The following is a 15817-nucleotide window of genomic DNA, read 5'->3' on the forward strand; positions in this document are numbered from 1 at the left end:
TCCACATCGGCCGGTATAATGGTGGAAAACCAAGTCGATCCGGAGGGGAAACATGAGAAAAAAGAGACTGGTATCCGCTGTTCTGCTGGTGCTTCTGCTGGCGGGATGTGGACAAACCGGAGGGAAGCTGCTGCCGTCAGGCACGGGCCGAACGGATACGGCGGCGGCACAGGCGGAGCTGGATGTCCAGTTGGGCCTGCTGAAGGATGAGATCACCGCTGAGGAGCGCCGGGAGGCCCTGGATCTTTGGAGCAAGATACGGGCCATCCAGACAGAGCGCAAGGCAAAGGGAAACTACGAGCGCAGCGACTATGAATGGCGGCTCCTGCGGCGGCTTTCCGGGCTCTATGACGCCTATACCATCCGATATCTGGGCGGTGATGAGGAGGGGTTCGGCTACCGGAGCCCGCGGGAACGGACCTTGGCGGTCTACCAAATCAGGGCCGGCGGCGCGCTGACGCCGGACCCGGCAAATGACCTGTCGGGCGGGGCTTGGAGCGAAACAGAGCTCCTGGGCCTGTGGGAGGAGATGTGTACGCTGCTGCCGGAGGGCGCCTTTGAGGGCTTTGACCAGTTCACCGTCTTTACCGACGGACCGGAGGAGACAGTGGCCTATGTCTGGGCGCTGGATGATGCTGGAGCGCGCTGGGAGATCGCCGTGGACCCTGCGGACGCGGAGGATCGGGAGTACTTTGTGGAGACGGTCCTCCACGAATATTTCCACTACCTATCTCTCAACGATACCCAGGTGATCTATACGTCGGAGCAGACGCTGGATACCTACAATGAACCGGGTATGGTAACTCTGGCGGACTCCTATTTGAACAACTTCTACCAGGAATTTTGGACCGGCTATCTGGACGACTGTCTGGCCTGCGACGACACCTATAACTTTTTCCTCCGCCACTGTGACGATTTTATTACGCCCTATGCCTCCACAGATCCCTCGGAGGATATCTGTGAGAGTTTTGCTTTTTTTGTCCTTCGCCCCAGAGATTTTCGGGCAGACGAGGACGTATGGTCCCGAAAGCTGGACTTTTTCTACCAATATCCCCAGCTTGTGGCCTTCCGTGAGGAGGTCCGGGGCAATTTGGGGCTGGCGTGGGGGGAGTATTTTGAGTCCCGGCAGGAAGCGGATGCGGCCTGAAGATAAGAACGCGCGGCGGAGCAGGGTTTTTCGGCCCTGCTCCGCCGCGCGTTTGTCTGTCGAGGCCGGAGGCGCTCAATAGCGGTTCACCCAATTGGAGATGAGGAGCGTGGGGACCAGCCATGCGGCGAGAAAGACCACCATCTGTGCCGGGGAGATGGACTGCCAAGCGGAGACGAAGGTGAGATAAAAGGCCAGAAGCAACCCGATAACAGAGCCCAACACAGACAGCGCCGATGAGATGCGCACGGCGATCTTCAGCCGCTTGGCCCCCACCACGGCTTCGGAAAAGGGGCCCAGCCCCTCCCGGCACAGCACCGCCGTGATGCGGGGACTGTGCGGCGCGTCCGGATCGGAGAGCTCGGTGCGGCGCTCCACAGAGGGAAAGTCCATTTTTTCCACAGGGAGCTTGAACTTCTGCCGCAGCATGGCGGGGATGAGGTTAAAATCCCTGGTGCACAGCACCGGGGAGACATGGGCCCCTACCAGGGCGGAAATGGCCGGTGAGATGGTTCCGTGGAGGACATAGTTGAGGGCAAAGATACCGGCCAGTTCCCCGTCGATAGCGCAGAAGACGGCGTTTCTGACGTTGAGCCCTTGGGGTAGGGACACCTCCATCAGTGCCATAAAGGAGGCGGAGCCCACCAGAATGTGCTCGCCGCGGATATCGGCGGACAGCCCGCCACCCTCGTGGCGTTGGAAGCCGCTGCACCGGCGGTAGACCGCACCCTGTGCCCGGAGCAGGTCGTGAAAGATCTTGTCCAGGCCCGAGCCGCTCTCCCGGATGAGGGTGGCACAGACGGCCACCACCTTTTCCACGGAAAAGTCTCCAAAGACCTTAATGCCGTTGAGGGATACCATGCCGGGGGGAAAGAGGTCGGTGTCGGTGAGCAGGATGGCCCTGCCCGATCTAACCGCTCCGGACCAGCCCGCCAGGGCGGCTCCGCTGGAGGAGAGCCGCCGGGCCAGGGTCCGGTAGGGACGGGCAAAAATGAGCAGCCCGGAGAAGGATGCGGAGGCCGTCAGCGTGGCGGAGAGGCACCAGAGCAGGTGATCCCCTCTCCCCTCCCCCACCGAGGCAATGAGGGAGCAGAGAAAGCTGCCCAGCAGAAGCAGGGGGACGGAGATACGGAAGACCCGCTGCGCGCCGTCCTCCTCCTGGATCTGGCTTCCATAGCCGTGAATGGGGCCGGACCACTTGGCATAGGTGTCCCTTCCGTTCCAGCTCCTGGGGTCCAGCGTCACCAGATAGGGGGTGGAGGCGGATGCCGCCGTCCGACAGGAGAGCCGCAGGCCCTGGCGCTTGGCATAGGTCCCCCACATGCAGCAAAAGAGGGCCAGCGCCGCGGCGGCGCTGTAAGGCAGGGTGTCCCGCTCCGGCATCTGCTCCAACTGTGTGAGGGCGTCCGCCAGCGTAAAGACACAGGCGAAGGCGGCGGCGGTGTCCGCCCCGGGCCGAAACAGAAAGAGCTGCACCAGGCCGCGGGCCAGGACGTCGATCCCCAGCACCATGGACACGGCCAGCAGCCCGGCCGAGCACCAGACCTGGAGGGGGAAGGAGCCCTGGAGCGCCCCCGGCAGGGGCAGGAGGAAGAAGGGCGCCAGCGCCATCCAGAGGAGCGGCAGGGTTAGCAGAAAGACCAGCGCCGTGCGGAGCCGCAGCAGGCCCAGGCCCTTGCCGTACCGCCCGGCCAACTGGCCGGGCGGCAGATCCGGCGGCGGCTCCGGCGCCTTTCGGGGCTTCCGCTCCCGTGGACGGGGCGCCTCCTCGTCGTCGTCTTCCTCGTCCACGCCGGGGATGAGGCGCTCAAAGCGGACGGTCTCCTCTGAGACCTCCTTCCCCTCATCCTCAAACATCTTCTCGGCGTATGCATCTGCTTTCCGCTTCAGATGCTCGATGCCCGCCTGAAGGGGCGGCGTCTCGTCCTCGGGAAACTCCAGGACCTTTTCGGAGACGGGGGGCTTTTTGGGCTTCCCCGGCGGCGGAGGCGGGGGAAGCTCCTCCTCCGGAGCCTCCTCCCCCTCTGACGGCGCCTCTTCCGCAGGCGGGTCCTGGGCGCGCATGCCGGGAAAAGGCACCACGTTCTGAGGCGGAGGCGCATGCCGGGCCTCCGGCCAGGGGAGGTCGGGACCTCCGGCGGAGGGGGCGTCGTCCCTCTGCCCTCCGCCGCCGAACTCGGCCAGGATCTCCTCCAGGGAAAATTCCGGGCTGCTATTCAGTTCATCGTCCCGGTCTTTTGACATATCGGACTTCCTTTTGCGTTTGATATCAGCCCAGCCGCTGGCGGACCGCCTCGTAGAGCAGGATGGCGGCCGCGGCGGAGGCGTTGAGGGAATTGAGCTTGCCCCGCATGGGGATACTGACCTTAAAATCGCAGCACTCGGCCACCAGACGGCCCATTCCGGCGCCCTCGCTGCCGATGACGATGGCGGCGGGACCCTTCAGATCCGCGTCATAGAGGCGGGTGGTACCGTCTGCCTCGGCGCCGAAGACCCACAGGCCCTCCTCCTTGAGCTCTTTGAGGAGGGCGGGCAGGTTGGGCACCCGGGCCACCGGGACGTGGGCCACCGCACCCGCCGAAGTCTTGGCCACGATGGCGGTGAGCCCGGCGGAGCGGCGCTTGGGGATGATGATGCCGTGGGCGCCGGCGCACTCCGCGGTGCGGATGACCGCCCCCAGGTTGTGGGGGTCGGAGAGCTCATCGCACACCACCACCAGGGGGGGTTCTCCCTTTTCACGGGCGGCGCTGAGAATCGCATCCACCGTGGCATACGCCCGAACGGCGGCCATGGCGATGACCCCCTGATGGGAGTGGGTGAGGCTCATGCCGTCCAGCTTCCGCCGGTCGGCCTCCACCACCACAATGCCCTTGCCCCTTGCCGTGGAGGCGATGTGCCCCAAGGCCGCGTCGGTCTCTCCACGGGCGAGATAGATCTTATCGATGGGGGTCCCGGCCCGCAGCGCCTCGATCACGGCGTTGCGGCCTTCGATGATGCCGTCGGCCTCCGCCATGGGCTCCGGCCGGCCCGTCCGATGTTCTCTCATGCTGGCTTGTCCTGCCTTTCCATTCAATCAGCAAACAGTATACCATATTTGGTCGCCGATAAAAAGAGAGAATACGGACCCATTCACAGAAAGTTTACCGCCCGTTTTCTTGTTTTTTAAGGTGTGGTGTGGTAAGATACAGACAAACTTGTTATGAGAAAAGATAGCAGGCGAATTGTTTCCAAAAGGAGGACACGCCTTTTGAATCAGAACAGCGGCGGTAAGGGCCCCTCATCCAATAAGAATATGATGGGCATTGTCTCCATCATCCTCTGGGCTCTTGTGATTACTCTGATGGTGAACTTCCTGTACACCTCTATGTCGACCTCAAAATCCACCAAGATCAGCTACAGCGAGTTTCTCCAGATGGTGCGGGAGGACAAGGTGGAGCGGGTACTGCTGGAGAGCAACAAGTACACCATCTATCCCAAAGGGGAAAAAAGGCCTTCGGCGTCCACGCCTCAGGAAACCTCTCAGCCGGAGGTGACCCCGATACCGGGGCTGGAAAATCTGGAGGAGGTGGCCGGCGCCGTCCGGTCTGAGCGCGGGGACGGCGACACTTATTACTGCGCCCCCATCGCGGATGACCGGCTGCTGGACATCCTGGACGAGCACGGCGTGGGCTATGAGGCTCCCTATATTGAGCAGCTCTCCCCCATCATCGAGTTCCTGCTCACCTGGATCCTGCCCACGGTGCTGATGATGGTGCTCCTCTCCTTCCTCTTCCGGAACATGTCGTCCAAGATGGGCGGCGGTCTGGGCGGCGTGGGCAAGGCCAACGCCAAGGTCTACGTGGAGAAATCCACCGGCGTCACCTTTAAGGATGTGGCCGGTCAGGACGAGGCCAAGGAATCCATGGTGGAGATCATAGATATTCTCCACAACCCGCAGAAGTATACCGAGATCGGCGCCAAGCTGCCCAAGGGCGCGCTGCTGGTGGGCCCCCCGGGCACCGGCAAGACGCTGCTGGCCAAGGCCGTGGCCGGCGAGGCCAACGTCCCCTTCTTCTCCATCTCCGGCTCCGACTTTGTGGAGATGTTCGTGGGCGTGGGCGCCTCCCGGGTCCGGGACCTCTTCAAGGAGGCCAGCAAGATGGCCCCCTGCATCATCTTTATCGATGAGATCGACACCATCGGCAAGTCCCGGGACAACCGGCTGGGCGGCAACGATGAGCGGGAGCAGACCCTGAACCAGCTCCTGGCGGAGCTGGACGGCTTTGACCCCAGCAAGGGCGTCATCGTCCTGGGGGCCACCAACCGGCCCGAGGTGCTGGACCAGGCCCTGCTGCGTCCCGGGCGCTTCGACCGGCGCATTACCATCGACCGGCCCAATCTGGCCGGGCGGCTGGCCACGCTCCAGGTCCACACCCGGAGGATCAAGCTGGCCGAGGACGTGGACCTCCGAAAGATCGCCCTGGCCACCGCTGGCACTGTGGGCGCAGACCTTGCCAATCTGGTGAACGAGGCCGCCCTCCGGGCGGTGCGTATGGGCCGCAAGACGGTGAACCAGGCGGATCTGCTGGCCTCCTTTGAATTCGTCATCGCAGGCAGTGAAAAGAAGAATTCGGTGCTCACTGAGTTTGAGAAAAAGCTGGTGGCCTATCATGAGGTGGGCCACGCGATGGTGGCCTATAAGCAGAAGAACGCCGAGCCGGTGCAGAAGATCACCATCGTCCCCCACACCGAGGGCTCTCTGGGTTATACCCTGCTGATGCCCGAAGAGGATAAGACGAACCTGCGTACCAGGGATGAGCTGATGGCCAAGATCACCGTCTCCATGGGCGGGCGCGCCGCCGAAGAGGTGGTGCTGAACACCATGACCAACGGGGCCTCTCAGGACATCCAGGAGGCCACCAATATCGCCCGAAACATGGTGGCCATGTACGGCATGAGCGAGGAATTCGGCATGATGGCCCTGGGCTCCGTCCGCAATCAGTACCTGGACGGCGGCTATGGGCTGGACTGTGCCCAAGAGACCGCGGCTCGCATGGACAAGGCGGTCAAGGACCTGCTGGACCAGTGTTATGGGGCCGCTGTGGCGCTGCTCCGGGACAATCTGGAGGACATGCACAAGGTGGTGGCCTATCTGCTGGAGAAGGAGACCATCACCGGCGGAGAGATGGTGGCCATCATCGAGGGCCGGGACCCCACCCAGGTGGAGGACGCCTATGCTTCCACCCGGGCCGTGCCCCAGGGCGATGAGCCTCCCGCCAGAAAGATCCATATCTTTGACGGGAGCCAGGACGCGGGGGAAACGCAGGAGCAGGAGTCGTTCCCCCAGGGGAGCGACCCAGGCTGGCCGGAGCCCGGCAAGGACGACGATGAGCTCTGATCAAACAAAAATACCGGGCCTGTCCACACGGACAGGCCCGGTATTTTTGTTCTTACAGCGCGGCGATGCGGCGCTCCACCAATTTGAGAAATTCCAGATCACTGGAAAAGGCGTCGGGCTCTCCGCCGCAGAGCCAGTCCACTGTGCCCTGCCAGGTGGCGTTCTGCCTGGTGAGGACATGGAGGATGAAGGTGGCCCGCTTTCCGGAGGCGGCGCTGACCTCCTCCGGAGACATAGCCCCCTCAGGCAGCACGCCGTCGCTGCGCTCGGGGAGCTTGTCGGGGGAGAAGGTGCGGATACGCTGGAAAGCCTGGGGAAAGTTCTGTGTCTCCAACAGCTCCTCCAATTGGAGGAGCAGCCCGCCCAGGTCCAGAAATGCCATGGGTGAGGTCAGGCGCTGGCTGTAAACTCGCCCGGAGACCCGGTTTCCGGCGATGTCGTCCACACATACGCGGATCAAGCCGTTTTGATGGTTCAGCTTCATGAGAAAAGGTGCCCCCTCTTGCGATCGATCGGTCAAAGACTGCTCAGCCGTTTTTCCAGCCAGTCCGGGTTGGACGCATGGCGGAGGGCGGTGTCCCGGGAGACCCGGCCCCCCCGGACCAGTTCCAGGATGCTCTGGTCCATGGTGATCATTCCCAGCGCCCCGGAGGTGGAGATGACGCTGTCCAACTGAAAGGCCTTGGACTCCCGGATCATGTTCCGCACCGCCGGGGTCACAGTCATGACCTCGAAGGCGGGAATCAGCGTACCGCCCTCGGCGGCGAGAAGCTGCTGGGAGACCACACCCTCCAGCGCCAGGGCAAGTTGTGTGCGGATCTGCCGCTGCTGCTCCGGCGGAAAGGTGTCCACGATGCGGTCCACCGTGTTGGCAGCTCCGATGGTGTGGAGGGTGGAGATGACCAGATGCCCCGTCTCGGCGGCGGTCACGGCGGCCTTGATGGTCTCGGCATCCCGCATCTCCCCCAGGAGAATGACGTCGGGAGCCTCCCGCAGGGCGGCGCGGAGAGCGGCCTCATAGGAACGGGTATCGGTGTAGAGCTCCCTCTGTGTGACCACGCTCTTTTTGTGCTGATGCAGGTACTCCAGAGGGTCCTCGATGGTGATGACATGGGCCTCCCGGGTGGTGTTGATGGTGTCCACCAGACAGGCCAGCGTGGTGCTCTTGCCGCTTCCCGCCGGACCGGTAAAGAGGACCAGACCGTGGGGAAAGTTGGCGAAGGCCATCACGTTTTCAGGGATGCCCAGCGCCCTCCAGTCCGGGAGGGAAAAGGACACCACCCGGATGACCAGGGCCAGGGAGCCGCGCTGGCGGAGGGCGTTGACCCGGAAGCGGGAGAGGCCGGGGAGGGCGAAGGAAAAGTCGTCGTCTCCGGTCTCCAGAAAGCGTTCTATGGGGCGCGCGGCCAGAGAATAGAGCTCCTCCACCAGGACCCGGGTATGTTCGGGAAAAAGGCGCTCCCCCTCCCTGCAGATATGGCCGTTCACCTTGTAGGACACGGGCAGACCGGCGATCAGCAACACGTCGGAGGCCTCGCGTTGGACGGCTTCACGGAGGATTTCGTTGAGGGACATAGCAGACTCTCCTTCTACGCGCCCGGCAGGGCGCCGTTGAAAACAGGCAGATGCTCCCCCTCCAGATCCTCTCCCTCCTCCCGGGCGGGAACGACTTCCCAGGCCAGGATTGAGACGGCGCCGTCCTCCTCCCGGAGGAGGTGGATATAAAGGGATTGGGACTGGGTCATGGGAAGCGTAGCCTCCAGCTCCGGGTCGGTGTCCCGGCGGAATGCGTCGAGAAGTCCCGCGGCCTCGCTGTCCGCGGCATAGTAGGCTGAAACCGTATCCGCGTTGGTCCGGGAGAGGGCCAGATCGGCCCGGGCGGAGGTATAGGTGAGGGCGGAAAAGACCGCCAGGATCAGCACCAGCAGCACCGTGAGCACAGTGAGCACCCCCACGCCGATGGGGGAGGAACCTTTTTCTCTCATGAGGCAGCCTCCTCCTTCCGCACGGTCAGGGTGTAAAGCGGCACAGGATCTTCCATGGGAAAGCTGGAGAAGACAGATATCTGCACCAGAGCGCCCTCCTCGGAAAGTGAGACGCTGTACTCGGGTACCGAGGATTTCAGTAACGGGTCAAGGGTGGAGGTATCCGGCGTGCCATCTGTAAAATAGCTGCTGTAGACGGGCAGTCCGGCGCGATAGCGTTCGGCGGCGTCCTGGGCGATATAGACCGCCTCTGTGAGCTGGGAGCTCTCCCGGCTCATGATCCGGGCCTGAGAGAGCAGTGTGACGCAGACCACGGCGCACAGGGAGAAAATGATAAAGTCGCAGATGAGTTCAATGAGCAGAAGGCGGGAACGGGGCGTTGTCCTCACAGCGCACCCACCTCCTCCCGGAGCCCGCACCGGGGAGACAGTGAGACCGTGGCCCTCTCCCCGTTCGGGGCCGTAACGGTAAGGGTGAGGAGTCCGTCCTCAGAGGAAAGGGTCAGGCTCTGGAGATCTAGGACAGGGATGCCGTCCTCAGGCAGCAGGCCGGAGCCCGCCTCGGTATAGAGTTCCCGGAGCTGCCCGTCCAGGCAGTAGAGGATGGTCACGTAGTCGGTACCGTCCAGATGCTCTGTGAGGGCCAGCGCGTCGGAACCGCCGAAGGTGCCCACCGCCACGCGGCCGGTCCCATCCGCCTGACGGATCTGATTCACCAGATAGCTCAGAGCGGTGCGGCGGGTGAAGTTCCGGTCGGATTCAGCGGTGGTGGAGCGGTAGACGCCGCTGGAAAGGAGGGCAAGCCCCATGGCCAACACCGCAAAAAGGCCGCACAGGACAAAAACGGCGGCGGAGCGCAGGGCGCTGTGAGAACCATTCATAATGAGATCACGCGCTCCTTTCTGGAGAAGGATGGGGCGATGCGCGCCCGAGCCGGCGGGCGGACGGGACTCATACGCCGCTTAAGGGGACGATGGTAATGTCGGGCATCAGGTTGGAGGCAATATAGATGTAGTCCACACGGAAGCGGTCGCCATCCACAGAGACGCCGTAACGCTCTTCCAGATGGGACAGATCCTGCGGGTAAGCGCCCTCCAGAGCATAGCACTGCACTGCTGCCCGGCGGACAGACTCCTCCGCCAGCGCCAGCGCCTCCTGATCCGCCCGGGCGCCCAGCGTCCCGGCGAGCAGGAACAGGACCAGGGGGACACAGATCAGCAGCAGGAGAACGGGCAGGGCCCAAGTAAAAAACCGTCTCATAGCCTCAGCCTCCAATGGCGGAGAGGACCCCCAGCAGCGGGAGCATCACGGAGAGGAGGACCAGGCCCACCGCCGCGCACAGGACGATGACCAGAAGATACTCAAAGCGGGAGAGCAGACGGCTCAGGCGCTCATCGGCTTCGGCCTGGCAGCGCCGGGCCAGCTCGGCCATGGCCTCCTCAGACACGCCGGTGCGGAACCCGGCGGCGAGCAGCCCGGCCTGGAGACCGGTGAGTACGCCTGCGTCCTCCACCGCACAGGGAAAAGAGGCTCCCTCCGAGACACGGCGGCGGCAGTCCAGGAACCGTTCGGCCAGAGGGGAGCCCTCCAGCAGCTCGGAGGTCCGCTCCATGGCCTCGTCCAGGGGCAGTCCGCTCTGGAGCATCAGGGCCATGGCGGAGGAAAAGCGTCCGCGGGCCACGGCCTCGACCGTGGCGCCCCGGGAAAAGAGGCGGACGCCCCGCTCCCCGCGGAAAAAGAGGAGCAGCGCCACCGCGCCCGCCAGCAGAAGGCCGGAGAGGATATAGGCGATGATCTGACCGGTGGAGCCGGAGCTCAGCAGCGCGGCGGCCACCGGGGAAAGGCCGGCCCCCAATTGGGAAAATACCTGGGAAAAGACGGGCAGGACCCGGCTGACCAGCACCAGGAACACTAGGGCGATCAGGGTGGCCATGACGGCGGGATAGGTCACCGCCCGGCGGATGGCGTCCAGGGTGGCGGATTCCCGCCGGTAATAGTCCGAGAGGGCGGAGAGCACCTGGTCCAAGCGGCCGGAGAGCTGGCCGATCTCCACCATCCGGAGCAGATAGGGGGGAAACGTGCCGGCGGCCTCCATGGCGCTGGAGAGGGGGACCCCTTCCGAGAGCGGCCCCTGCAGCCGGGTGAGCGCCGCCTTCACTCTGGGGGGCTGGCCGTCCTCCAGCAGGAGGCCGGCGCACTCCGTCCAGGGGACGCCCGCCCGGCTGAGCAGGGAGAGCTGCCAGCACAGGACGGAGAGCTCGTCGGCGGTGAGGGATCTGGTTGTCCTGGAACTCTGTTCGTTCATAGCGCACCTCACAGTTGCCATATGGGACAGGAAAACGGGCGGCCTGCCGCCGCCCGGTCTCCCGGCTGCTTAATAGGCGTACTTCTGGCTGTAGTTGCTTTCGTCGGTGACATATTTCATAATGGAGTTGCTGCGCTTTCCGGTGGAGGTAAAGGTGGGGTCCATCAAGGTCCAGTTCTCCCCGTCGAAATAGATCACCTTGTCCACCCAGCCCACGCCCTCAATGTACACGTTGATCCAGGCGTGATAGATCTCCCCGGCATAGCCCACCACCAGCTTGCAGGGGATGTTCTGGCTGCGGAGCATGGCCGACATCACAGCGGCGTAGTCAAAGCAGATGCCCTTCTTGGCCTCCAGCACCTTGTCCACGTCGGGGAGGTAGCCGCTCTGCACGGTGGCGGCCTTGTCATAGTCATAAGTGAAGTGGTCCACCACGTAGTCAAAAACGGCCGTCACCTTGTCCAGATCGCCGCTCTTGTCCTTGCACAGTTCTGCGGCCATAGACACGGTCTGAGAGCCGGAGGTGTAATTTACAAACTGGTTGGGATAGAGGAAGGGGAGAAAATCGTTGCGCAGGGTCATGGTCACGGAGGTGGAGTAGGCCTGGGCGTATTTGGTGCCCGAGGTGTTCTCAAAGACCTTCACCGCATAGGTGCCGTCCCCCTCGGTAAGCGGAAAGGTCTCGGTCGTCCCGGCATTGTTGAGGTCATAGGTGTAGGTGGTGCCGCCGGACTTGGTGATCTGCACCTTGATGCGTACGCTCTTGCCGCCGGTGTATTTTACGATGAGGTAGCCCTCCGAGAGATTGGAGGCGTCTATGCTGGCCTTGGCGTTGGAATAGATGGTGACGCCGGTCTTGACGGCCTCTTTTTCGGGGAGGCTGGAGGCCTTTTCCGCCTTGGCCCGGTCCCCGGAAGCCCCCACCATCAGGGTGGAGAGGGCCACCATCAGCAGCGTCAGGGCCAGGGTACCGGCCCGGTGTACAAATCTGTGTCTCATGAAAGGGTTTCCTCCTCTGAAACATGGGCAATGAAATCAAAGTCTCTGGTGTAGTCAAAAATTTCATCCAGCACGCCCCGTACCACGATGCGGTGGTCGGAAATGCCGATGGGTGTGCAGGAGGTGATGGTGATGCAGGAATAGCCGGTGGTGGCGATGGGCCCCCAGTCGTCGGGCTCCACCACCCAGGTGTCGTCATAGAGATAGCGGTAAACGTGCTGGCTGTCGTAGAGGTAGAGATAATCTCCTTCCCCCAGCTGATCCACATAGTAAAAAGGGGCGTGGTCCGTGATGTTCCCGTTTTTGTCTAGGCCGTTCCGGTGGCCCGCCAGGGAGACGTTCCGGTTGCCCTCTCCAGGCAGCTGGGCATACTCATAGAGCCCCACACCCCGGTTCAGGGTGGCAGCGTCGGTGCCGTCGTGGACGGCCCGGGTAATTTGGATCGCCGGAAGATACAGGGTCAGGCTGTCCTCCACATAGGCCTTGCGCTCCGCCGTGATGACCCACTTCCCTACTGGCAGACCGTCCACCTCCTCCGGGATGGCGGATGCGGTAGGCTCCGGTTCCGGCGTGCCCTCCGGTACGGGCTCCGGCAGGGGGACGGCGGTGGGCGAGGGCGTAGGCGCGGGCTGGACCGGCTGGCCGCCGCGGGGCAGAAGCAGCGCCAGGGCGGCGATCAGGCACACCGCGGCGCATAGGACCAGGACGGCCACCCAAAACTGTTTGGAACGGAATTTCATAGTCTCAGCCCAGCTCCAATTCCCGGACGCGGACGGTCAGCTTCAGGAAGTTACGCCGATGCTGCTGGTAAAATGCGTTGACCACCCGATCCATGACCATGTTGCTGTCCTCAAAGTTGGCGGCGGGCAGCATGACGACAAACTGAGCCCCGCTGAATTTGGAAACCACGTCGCCCCTGCGCAGGCTGCGGACCAGCACGTCCTGAAGCTGCTCCATGGTGGAGGAGAGGACCTTGAGGGGCGGTACGCTCCCGTCCGGCAGGGAGACGGTGATCAGGCACAGGTGGACGCAGGCGCCGCTGCGGACGGCCCTGCGGACCTCCAGCCGGTAGGCCTCCCGGAAAAAACCGTATTCACAGACAAAGGCGCCGGGCCGGGCGGCGGTCTCCTTCAGATCGGCCATAATGGCCCCCAGATCGGTCTCAAGGGTCTTTTCCGTGGCCATGATCTCCGTGTAGAGCGCGCGCAGCTCCTCCGAGGGACGCACTCCCAGATTGCGGTAGAGAAGGTCGGTGGCCTTCTCATAGTGATCCAGGGCGGCGGCGTCCTTGCCCTGCCGGAGGAGAGAACGGACGATCAGGGTGTGAAGGCCCTCGTCCAGATTGTCCAGACTGCTGGCCCGCTGGCAGACGAGCTGCATCTCGTCGAAGAGCTCGGCGCGGTCCAGTAGGGCGGCCAGGGCCTTCACGGCCTCTAGGTACAGCGTATGATAATGGACCGAGAGAGGGATCAGCCACATCTGATGGTTTAGCTTGGGCAGCAGATCGCCCTGATAAAGGGCCACCGCCTGCCGGTAGAGTTCTATGCGTGCGGCGTCGGGCAGATCTTCGTTGGAGGCCTGAAAGCAGAGGGCCTCGAACCGGTCGGCGTCCAGCTCACAGGTCACCGCAGGGTTCCAGGAGTAAGCCCCCCGCTGGGCCAGGATGGGTTGGATCTCGGGGCCAAAGAGGGGCTCCAGCATGGCGCGGATCCGGTACAGAAGGGTCTTGAGCGCATTGACCGGATTGGAGCTGTTGTCCTCCGGCCAGAAGAGCTCGATAAATTCCGACTGGGGCACAGGACGGTTCCGATGCAGGACAAGGTAGGCCAGGACGCTCCACAGCTTCAGGGAGCGATTGATATCATCCGTCAGGGTCGCGCCATTCATCTCCAGAGAGAAGCCGCCCAGCAGAGAAATCAACACGGTACCAGCGTAGACCGAGGGCTCGGCGGACTTTTTCATGCGCAGGGCCTCCTTTTCCAACTGCCCTTCCGGCAGATATTGATACAGATTTAATTATAACGCAATCACCGGCCGGATGGAAGCATCTTTTTTTCGGAAATGAGGGGAAACAGGAGAAAACACGAATTTTGGTCATTTTTACAACGGAAAATGGGGGGCACACCTGCTGTATAACGGGTGAGAGCCTTGCTATTCCGACCTTGGTGATGTAAAATAAGGAAAATCATCACAACAACGACGGAGGCACCGACATGGAGCGGACCTATTCTCTCATACATCCGGATCTTCTTACCATTACAGAGGGAGAGCGGACCTGGAGGGGCGCCGACCAGGAGTGGTTTGGCGACGAGTGGCAGCGAAAGGCCGGCTGCGCGCCTACGGCGGCGGCTATGCTGGTGAGCTATCTGGCGCAGACCCGCCCCCCTTGCCGGCCGCTCTATCCCTCCGGGAGCTGGGAGCGGATGGATGTGACGGCCCTGATGGACGAGCTGTGGGCGCATGTTACGCCGGGGAAAAAGGGGGTCAACACCCTGCACCTCTTCACCAAGGGCTTTGTCGGCTTTGCCGCGCAGAAGGGCGTGCAGATATCCCTACGGACTTTGGATATCCCGCGGTTCAAGCTGGCCCGGCCCACCGTGGACCAGTGCGCCGCGTTCCTGCGCTCCGCGCTGGAGGCGGACTCTCCGGTGGCCTGGCTCAACCTGCACAGCGGAGAGGCCGAAGGGCTGGACGACTGGCATTGGGTGACGGTGATCGGCCTGGAGGAACACAGCGACGGTCCCCTTCTGTGTACGGTTTTGGACGGCGGGCGGGAGATCACAGTGGACTTTCGGCTCTGGTTCCGGACCACCAAGCTGGGCGGCGGACTCGTGGCGCCGGCGGGGGGCTGAGCCGGGATGCGGGCGTGGTTGGCGGCCCACTGGGCGGTGGTGGGGCTCTGGGTGCTTTTCCTGAGCGCTGTGGATTTCGCCCTCATGGGAGTGGATAAGTGGAAGGCGAAGCGGGATGCCTGGAGGATCCCGGAGCTCACCCTCTGGGCCTTTGCCCTGCTGGGCGGCGCGCCGGGCGGGTATTTGGGCATGCGCTGCTTCCACCACAAGACGCGGCATTGGTATTTCAAATTTGGATTTCCTGTTCTGGCGGTCCTGGACCTGGCCGGACTGGTTTGGCTGGCGCTGGGGTAGGGCCGCCGATTTTTCCGGATTTCTATAGATTCGCGTTTAGGGCTGGGCCCGGACTGACGTAGGGGGAGCGCGCTTTGCAGAGGATCGAGGTCACAGCCATACGGGAGCACCCGGAGTTCGTGGATCAGGCGGCGGAGCCGGTCCCTGGGATGTCACCGGATGGATAAAGAATCCCTTTTAACTCAATGTGTAGGTTTTAGGCTTTTGGAAAATCGTTCGTCAAAATAACAGAAAGGGATCCGCTTGTAAGTCAGCGAATCCCTTTCTGTTGCCCGATAAACTGGAATTTGCCTATGTGTTTGGAATTACTTTCACGCTCTCGACCCGTTCATGTTCATCGTAGTCAACAATAAGCCGAAATTGTTCCGACAGTATCCATATATCTTCCTTTGCATTTTCCACGCTTTCGGTCGGTTTTCCCCACTTTTTATACAGACTCTTCTTACTAGATGTTTCGATTTCATTTATCATTAGTTCATCTGTGGCCCAATCTGCACCTCTATTCTCTGCAAGGGTCAATATACGCGAAAGGTCAAGTATATGTTCCGCCTTCTGGTTTGTTACTTGAGCTTCTTTCCAAAATCCTATTCCAAAAGCCAAGACTACTGCCAGAATAATACCGACCACAATCAACAATCGCTTTTTCATAGCAATACCTCCTCTACAAATTTTGATTTGTTGACTAATTTACATATTACCATACTTCTCTGTCCATATCAAGAATTGGTAAAAATGCCGGAGTTTGCGTCACCAACATTTTAACTTAATTGGGACCAATGATAAGACCTTTTAACTTTATGTGTTGGTTTACGCTCTTTGGAAAATCGTTCGTCAAAATAATGGAAAAGGCTTCGCCGAT

The 15817-nt window shown here is 62.0% G+C and carries 17 protein-coding genes; 4 read left to right on the forward strand and 13 right to left on the reverse strand.

The features are described 5' to 3' along the window. Positions 1–52 precede the first annotated feature (52 nt). Complete coding sequence (locus SRB521_RS00120; RefSeq protein ID WP_116721604.1) at positions 53–1147, forward strand: hypothetical protein; 1095 nt, start codon at positions 53–55, stop codon at positions 1145–1147. A 75-nt stretch (positions 1148–1222) separates the two neighbouring features. Here SRB521_RS00120 and SRB521_RS00125 read toward each other — a convergent pair whose 3' ends face one another. Together SRB521_RS00125 and rlmB are read right to left on the reverse strand one after the other, a co-directional pair. Continuing rightward, positions 1223–3391, reverse strand: a complete 2169-nt coding sequence (locus tag SRB521_RS00125) for an HAD family hydrolase (protein WP_116721603.1) — start codon at positions 3389–3391, stop codon at positions 1223–1225. A gap of 25 nt (positions 3392–3416) precedes the next feature. Further along, complete coding sequence (gene rlmB / locus SRB521_RS00130; RefSeq protein WP_058116703.1) at positions 3417–4193, reverse strand: 23S rRNA (guanosine(2251)-2'-O)-methyltransferase RlmB; 777 nt, start codon at positions 4191–4193, stop codon at positions 3417–3419. Between the two features lie 201 nt (positions 4194–4394). On the opposite strand from rlmB, the gene ftsH reads away from it, so the two are divergent. Continuing rightward, a complete protein-coding gene (gene ftsH / locus SRB521_RS00135) occupies positions 4395–6524 on the forward strand; it encodes an ATP-dependent zinc metalloprotease FtsH (protein ID WP_371824763.1) in 2130 nt (709 codons plus the stop codon). Positions 6525–6576: 52 nt separating this feature from the next. Here the strand turns inward: ftsH and SRB521_RS00140 are convergent, their stop codons facing one another. The 10 genes from SRB521_RS00140 to SRB521_RS00185 all read right to left on the reverse strand — a co-directional run bounded on the left by SRB521_RS00140 (position 6577) and on the right by SRB521_RS00185 (position 13774). Next, the gene (locus tag SRB521_RS00140) at positions 6577–7008 is read right to left on the reverse strand and encodes a hypothetical protein (protein WP_058116704.1); all 432 of its coding nucleotides are present in this window, start codon (positions 7006–7008) and stop codon (positions 6577–6579) included. A 32-nt stretch (positions 7009–7040) separates the two neighbouring features. Continuing rightward, positions 7041–8099, reverse strand: a complete 1059-nt coding sequence (locus SRB521_RS00145; RefSeq protein ID WP_033117644.1) for a type IV pilus twitching motility protein PilT — start codon at positions 8097–8099, stop codon at positions 7041–7043. A gap of 14 nt (positions 8100–8113) precedes the next feature. Further along, a complete protein-coding gene (locus SRB521_RS00150; protein WP_033117645.1) occupies positions 8114–8509 on the reverse strand; it encodes a hypothetical protein in 396 nt (131 codons plus the stop codon). Then, complete coding sequence (locus SRB521_RS00155; RefSeq protein WP_058116705.1) at positions 8506–8898, reverse strand: type IV pilus modification PilV family protein; 393 nt, start codon at positions 8896–8898, stop codon at positions 8506–8508. The genes SRB521_RS00150 and SRB521_RS00155 overlap by 4 nt, the downstream gene beginning before the upstream one ends. Continuing rightward, positions 8895–9389 (reverse strand): DUF4860 domain-containing protein, encoded by a 495-nt coding sequence (locus SRB521_RS00160; protein WP_058116706.1) that lies wholly within the window; start codon positions 9387–9389, stop codon positions 8895–8897. Before SRB521_RS00160 ends, SRB521_RS00155 begins: the two co-directional genes overlap by 4 nt. A 70-nt stretch (positions 9390–9459) precedes the next feature. Beyond that, a complete protein-coding gene (locus tag SRB521_RS00165) occupies positions 9460–9768 on the reverse strand; it encodes a hypothetical protein (protein ID WP_075704913.1) in 309 nt (102 codons plus the stop codon). 4 nt (positions 9769–9772) lie between these two features. Continuing rightward, positions 9773–10813, reverse strand: a complete 1041-nt coding sequence (locus SRB521_RS00170; RefSeq protein ID WP_075704914.1) for a type II secretion system F family protein — start codon at positions 10811–10813, stop codon at positions 9773–9775. 69 nt (positions 10814–10882) lie between these two features. Beyond that, a complete protein-coding gene (locus tag SRB521_RS00175) occupies positions 10883–11812 on the reverse strand; it encodes a transglutaminase-like domain-containing protein (protein ID WP_242976507.1) in 930 nt (309 codons plus the stop codon). Then, complete coding sequence (locus SRB521_RS00180) at positions 11809–12552, reverse strand: sortase (RefSeq protein ID WP_075704915.1); 744 nt, start codon at positions 12550–12552, stop codon at positions 11809–11811. Before SRB521_RS00180 ends, SRB521_RS00175 begins: the two co-directional genes overlap by 4 nt. Positions 12553–12556: 4 nt before the next feature. After that, positions 12557–13774: an AfsR/SARP family transcriptional regulator gene (locus SRB521_RS00185; RefSeq protein ID WP_058116710.1), complete on the reverse strand. Its 1218-nt coding sequence runs from the start codon at positions 13772–13774 to the stop codon at positions 12557–12559. A gap of 251 nt (positions 13775–14025) precedes the next feature. On the opposite strand from SRB521_RS00185, the gene SRB521_RS00190 reads away from it, so the two are divergent. Further along, positions 14026–14664: a hypothetical protein gene (locus SRB521_RS00190; protein WP_075704917.1), complete on the forward strand. Its 639-nt coding sequence runs from the start codon at positions 14026–14028 to the stop codon at positions 14662–14664. Between the two features lie 6 nt (positions 14665–14670). Continuing rightward, on the forward strand, positions 14671–14958 hold the full coding sequence (locus SRB521_RS00195) for a DUF1294 domain-containing protein (RefSeq protein ID WP_075704918.1): 288 nt from the start codon (positions 14671–14673) through the stop codon (positions 14956–14958). Positions 14959–15249: 291 nt separating this feature from the next. Here SRB521_RS00195 and SRB521_RS00200 read toward each other — a convergent pair whose 3' ends face one another. Next, on the reverse strand, positions 15250–15606 hold the full coding sequence (locus tag SRB521_RS00200) for a hypothetical protein (protein WP_116721602.1): 357 nt from the start codon (positions 15604–15606) through the stop codon (positions 15250–15252). Positions 15607–15817 lie beyond the last annotated feature (211 nt).

Source organism: Intestinimonas butyriciproducens (assembly GCF_004154955.1).
In the GTDB taxonomy this organism is placed as follows: Bacteria; Bacillota; Clostridia; order Oscillospirales; family Oscillospiraceae; genus Intestinimonas; species Intestinimonas butyriciproducens.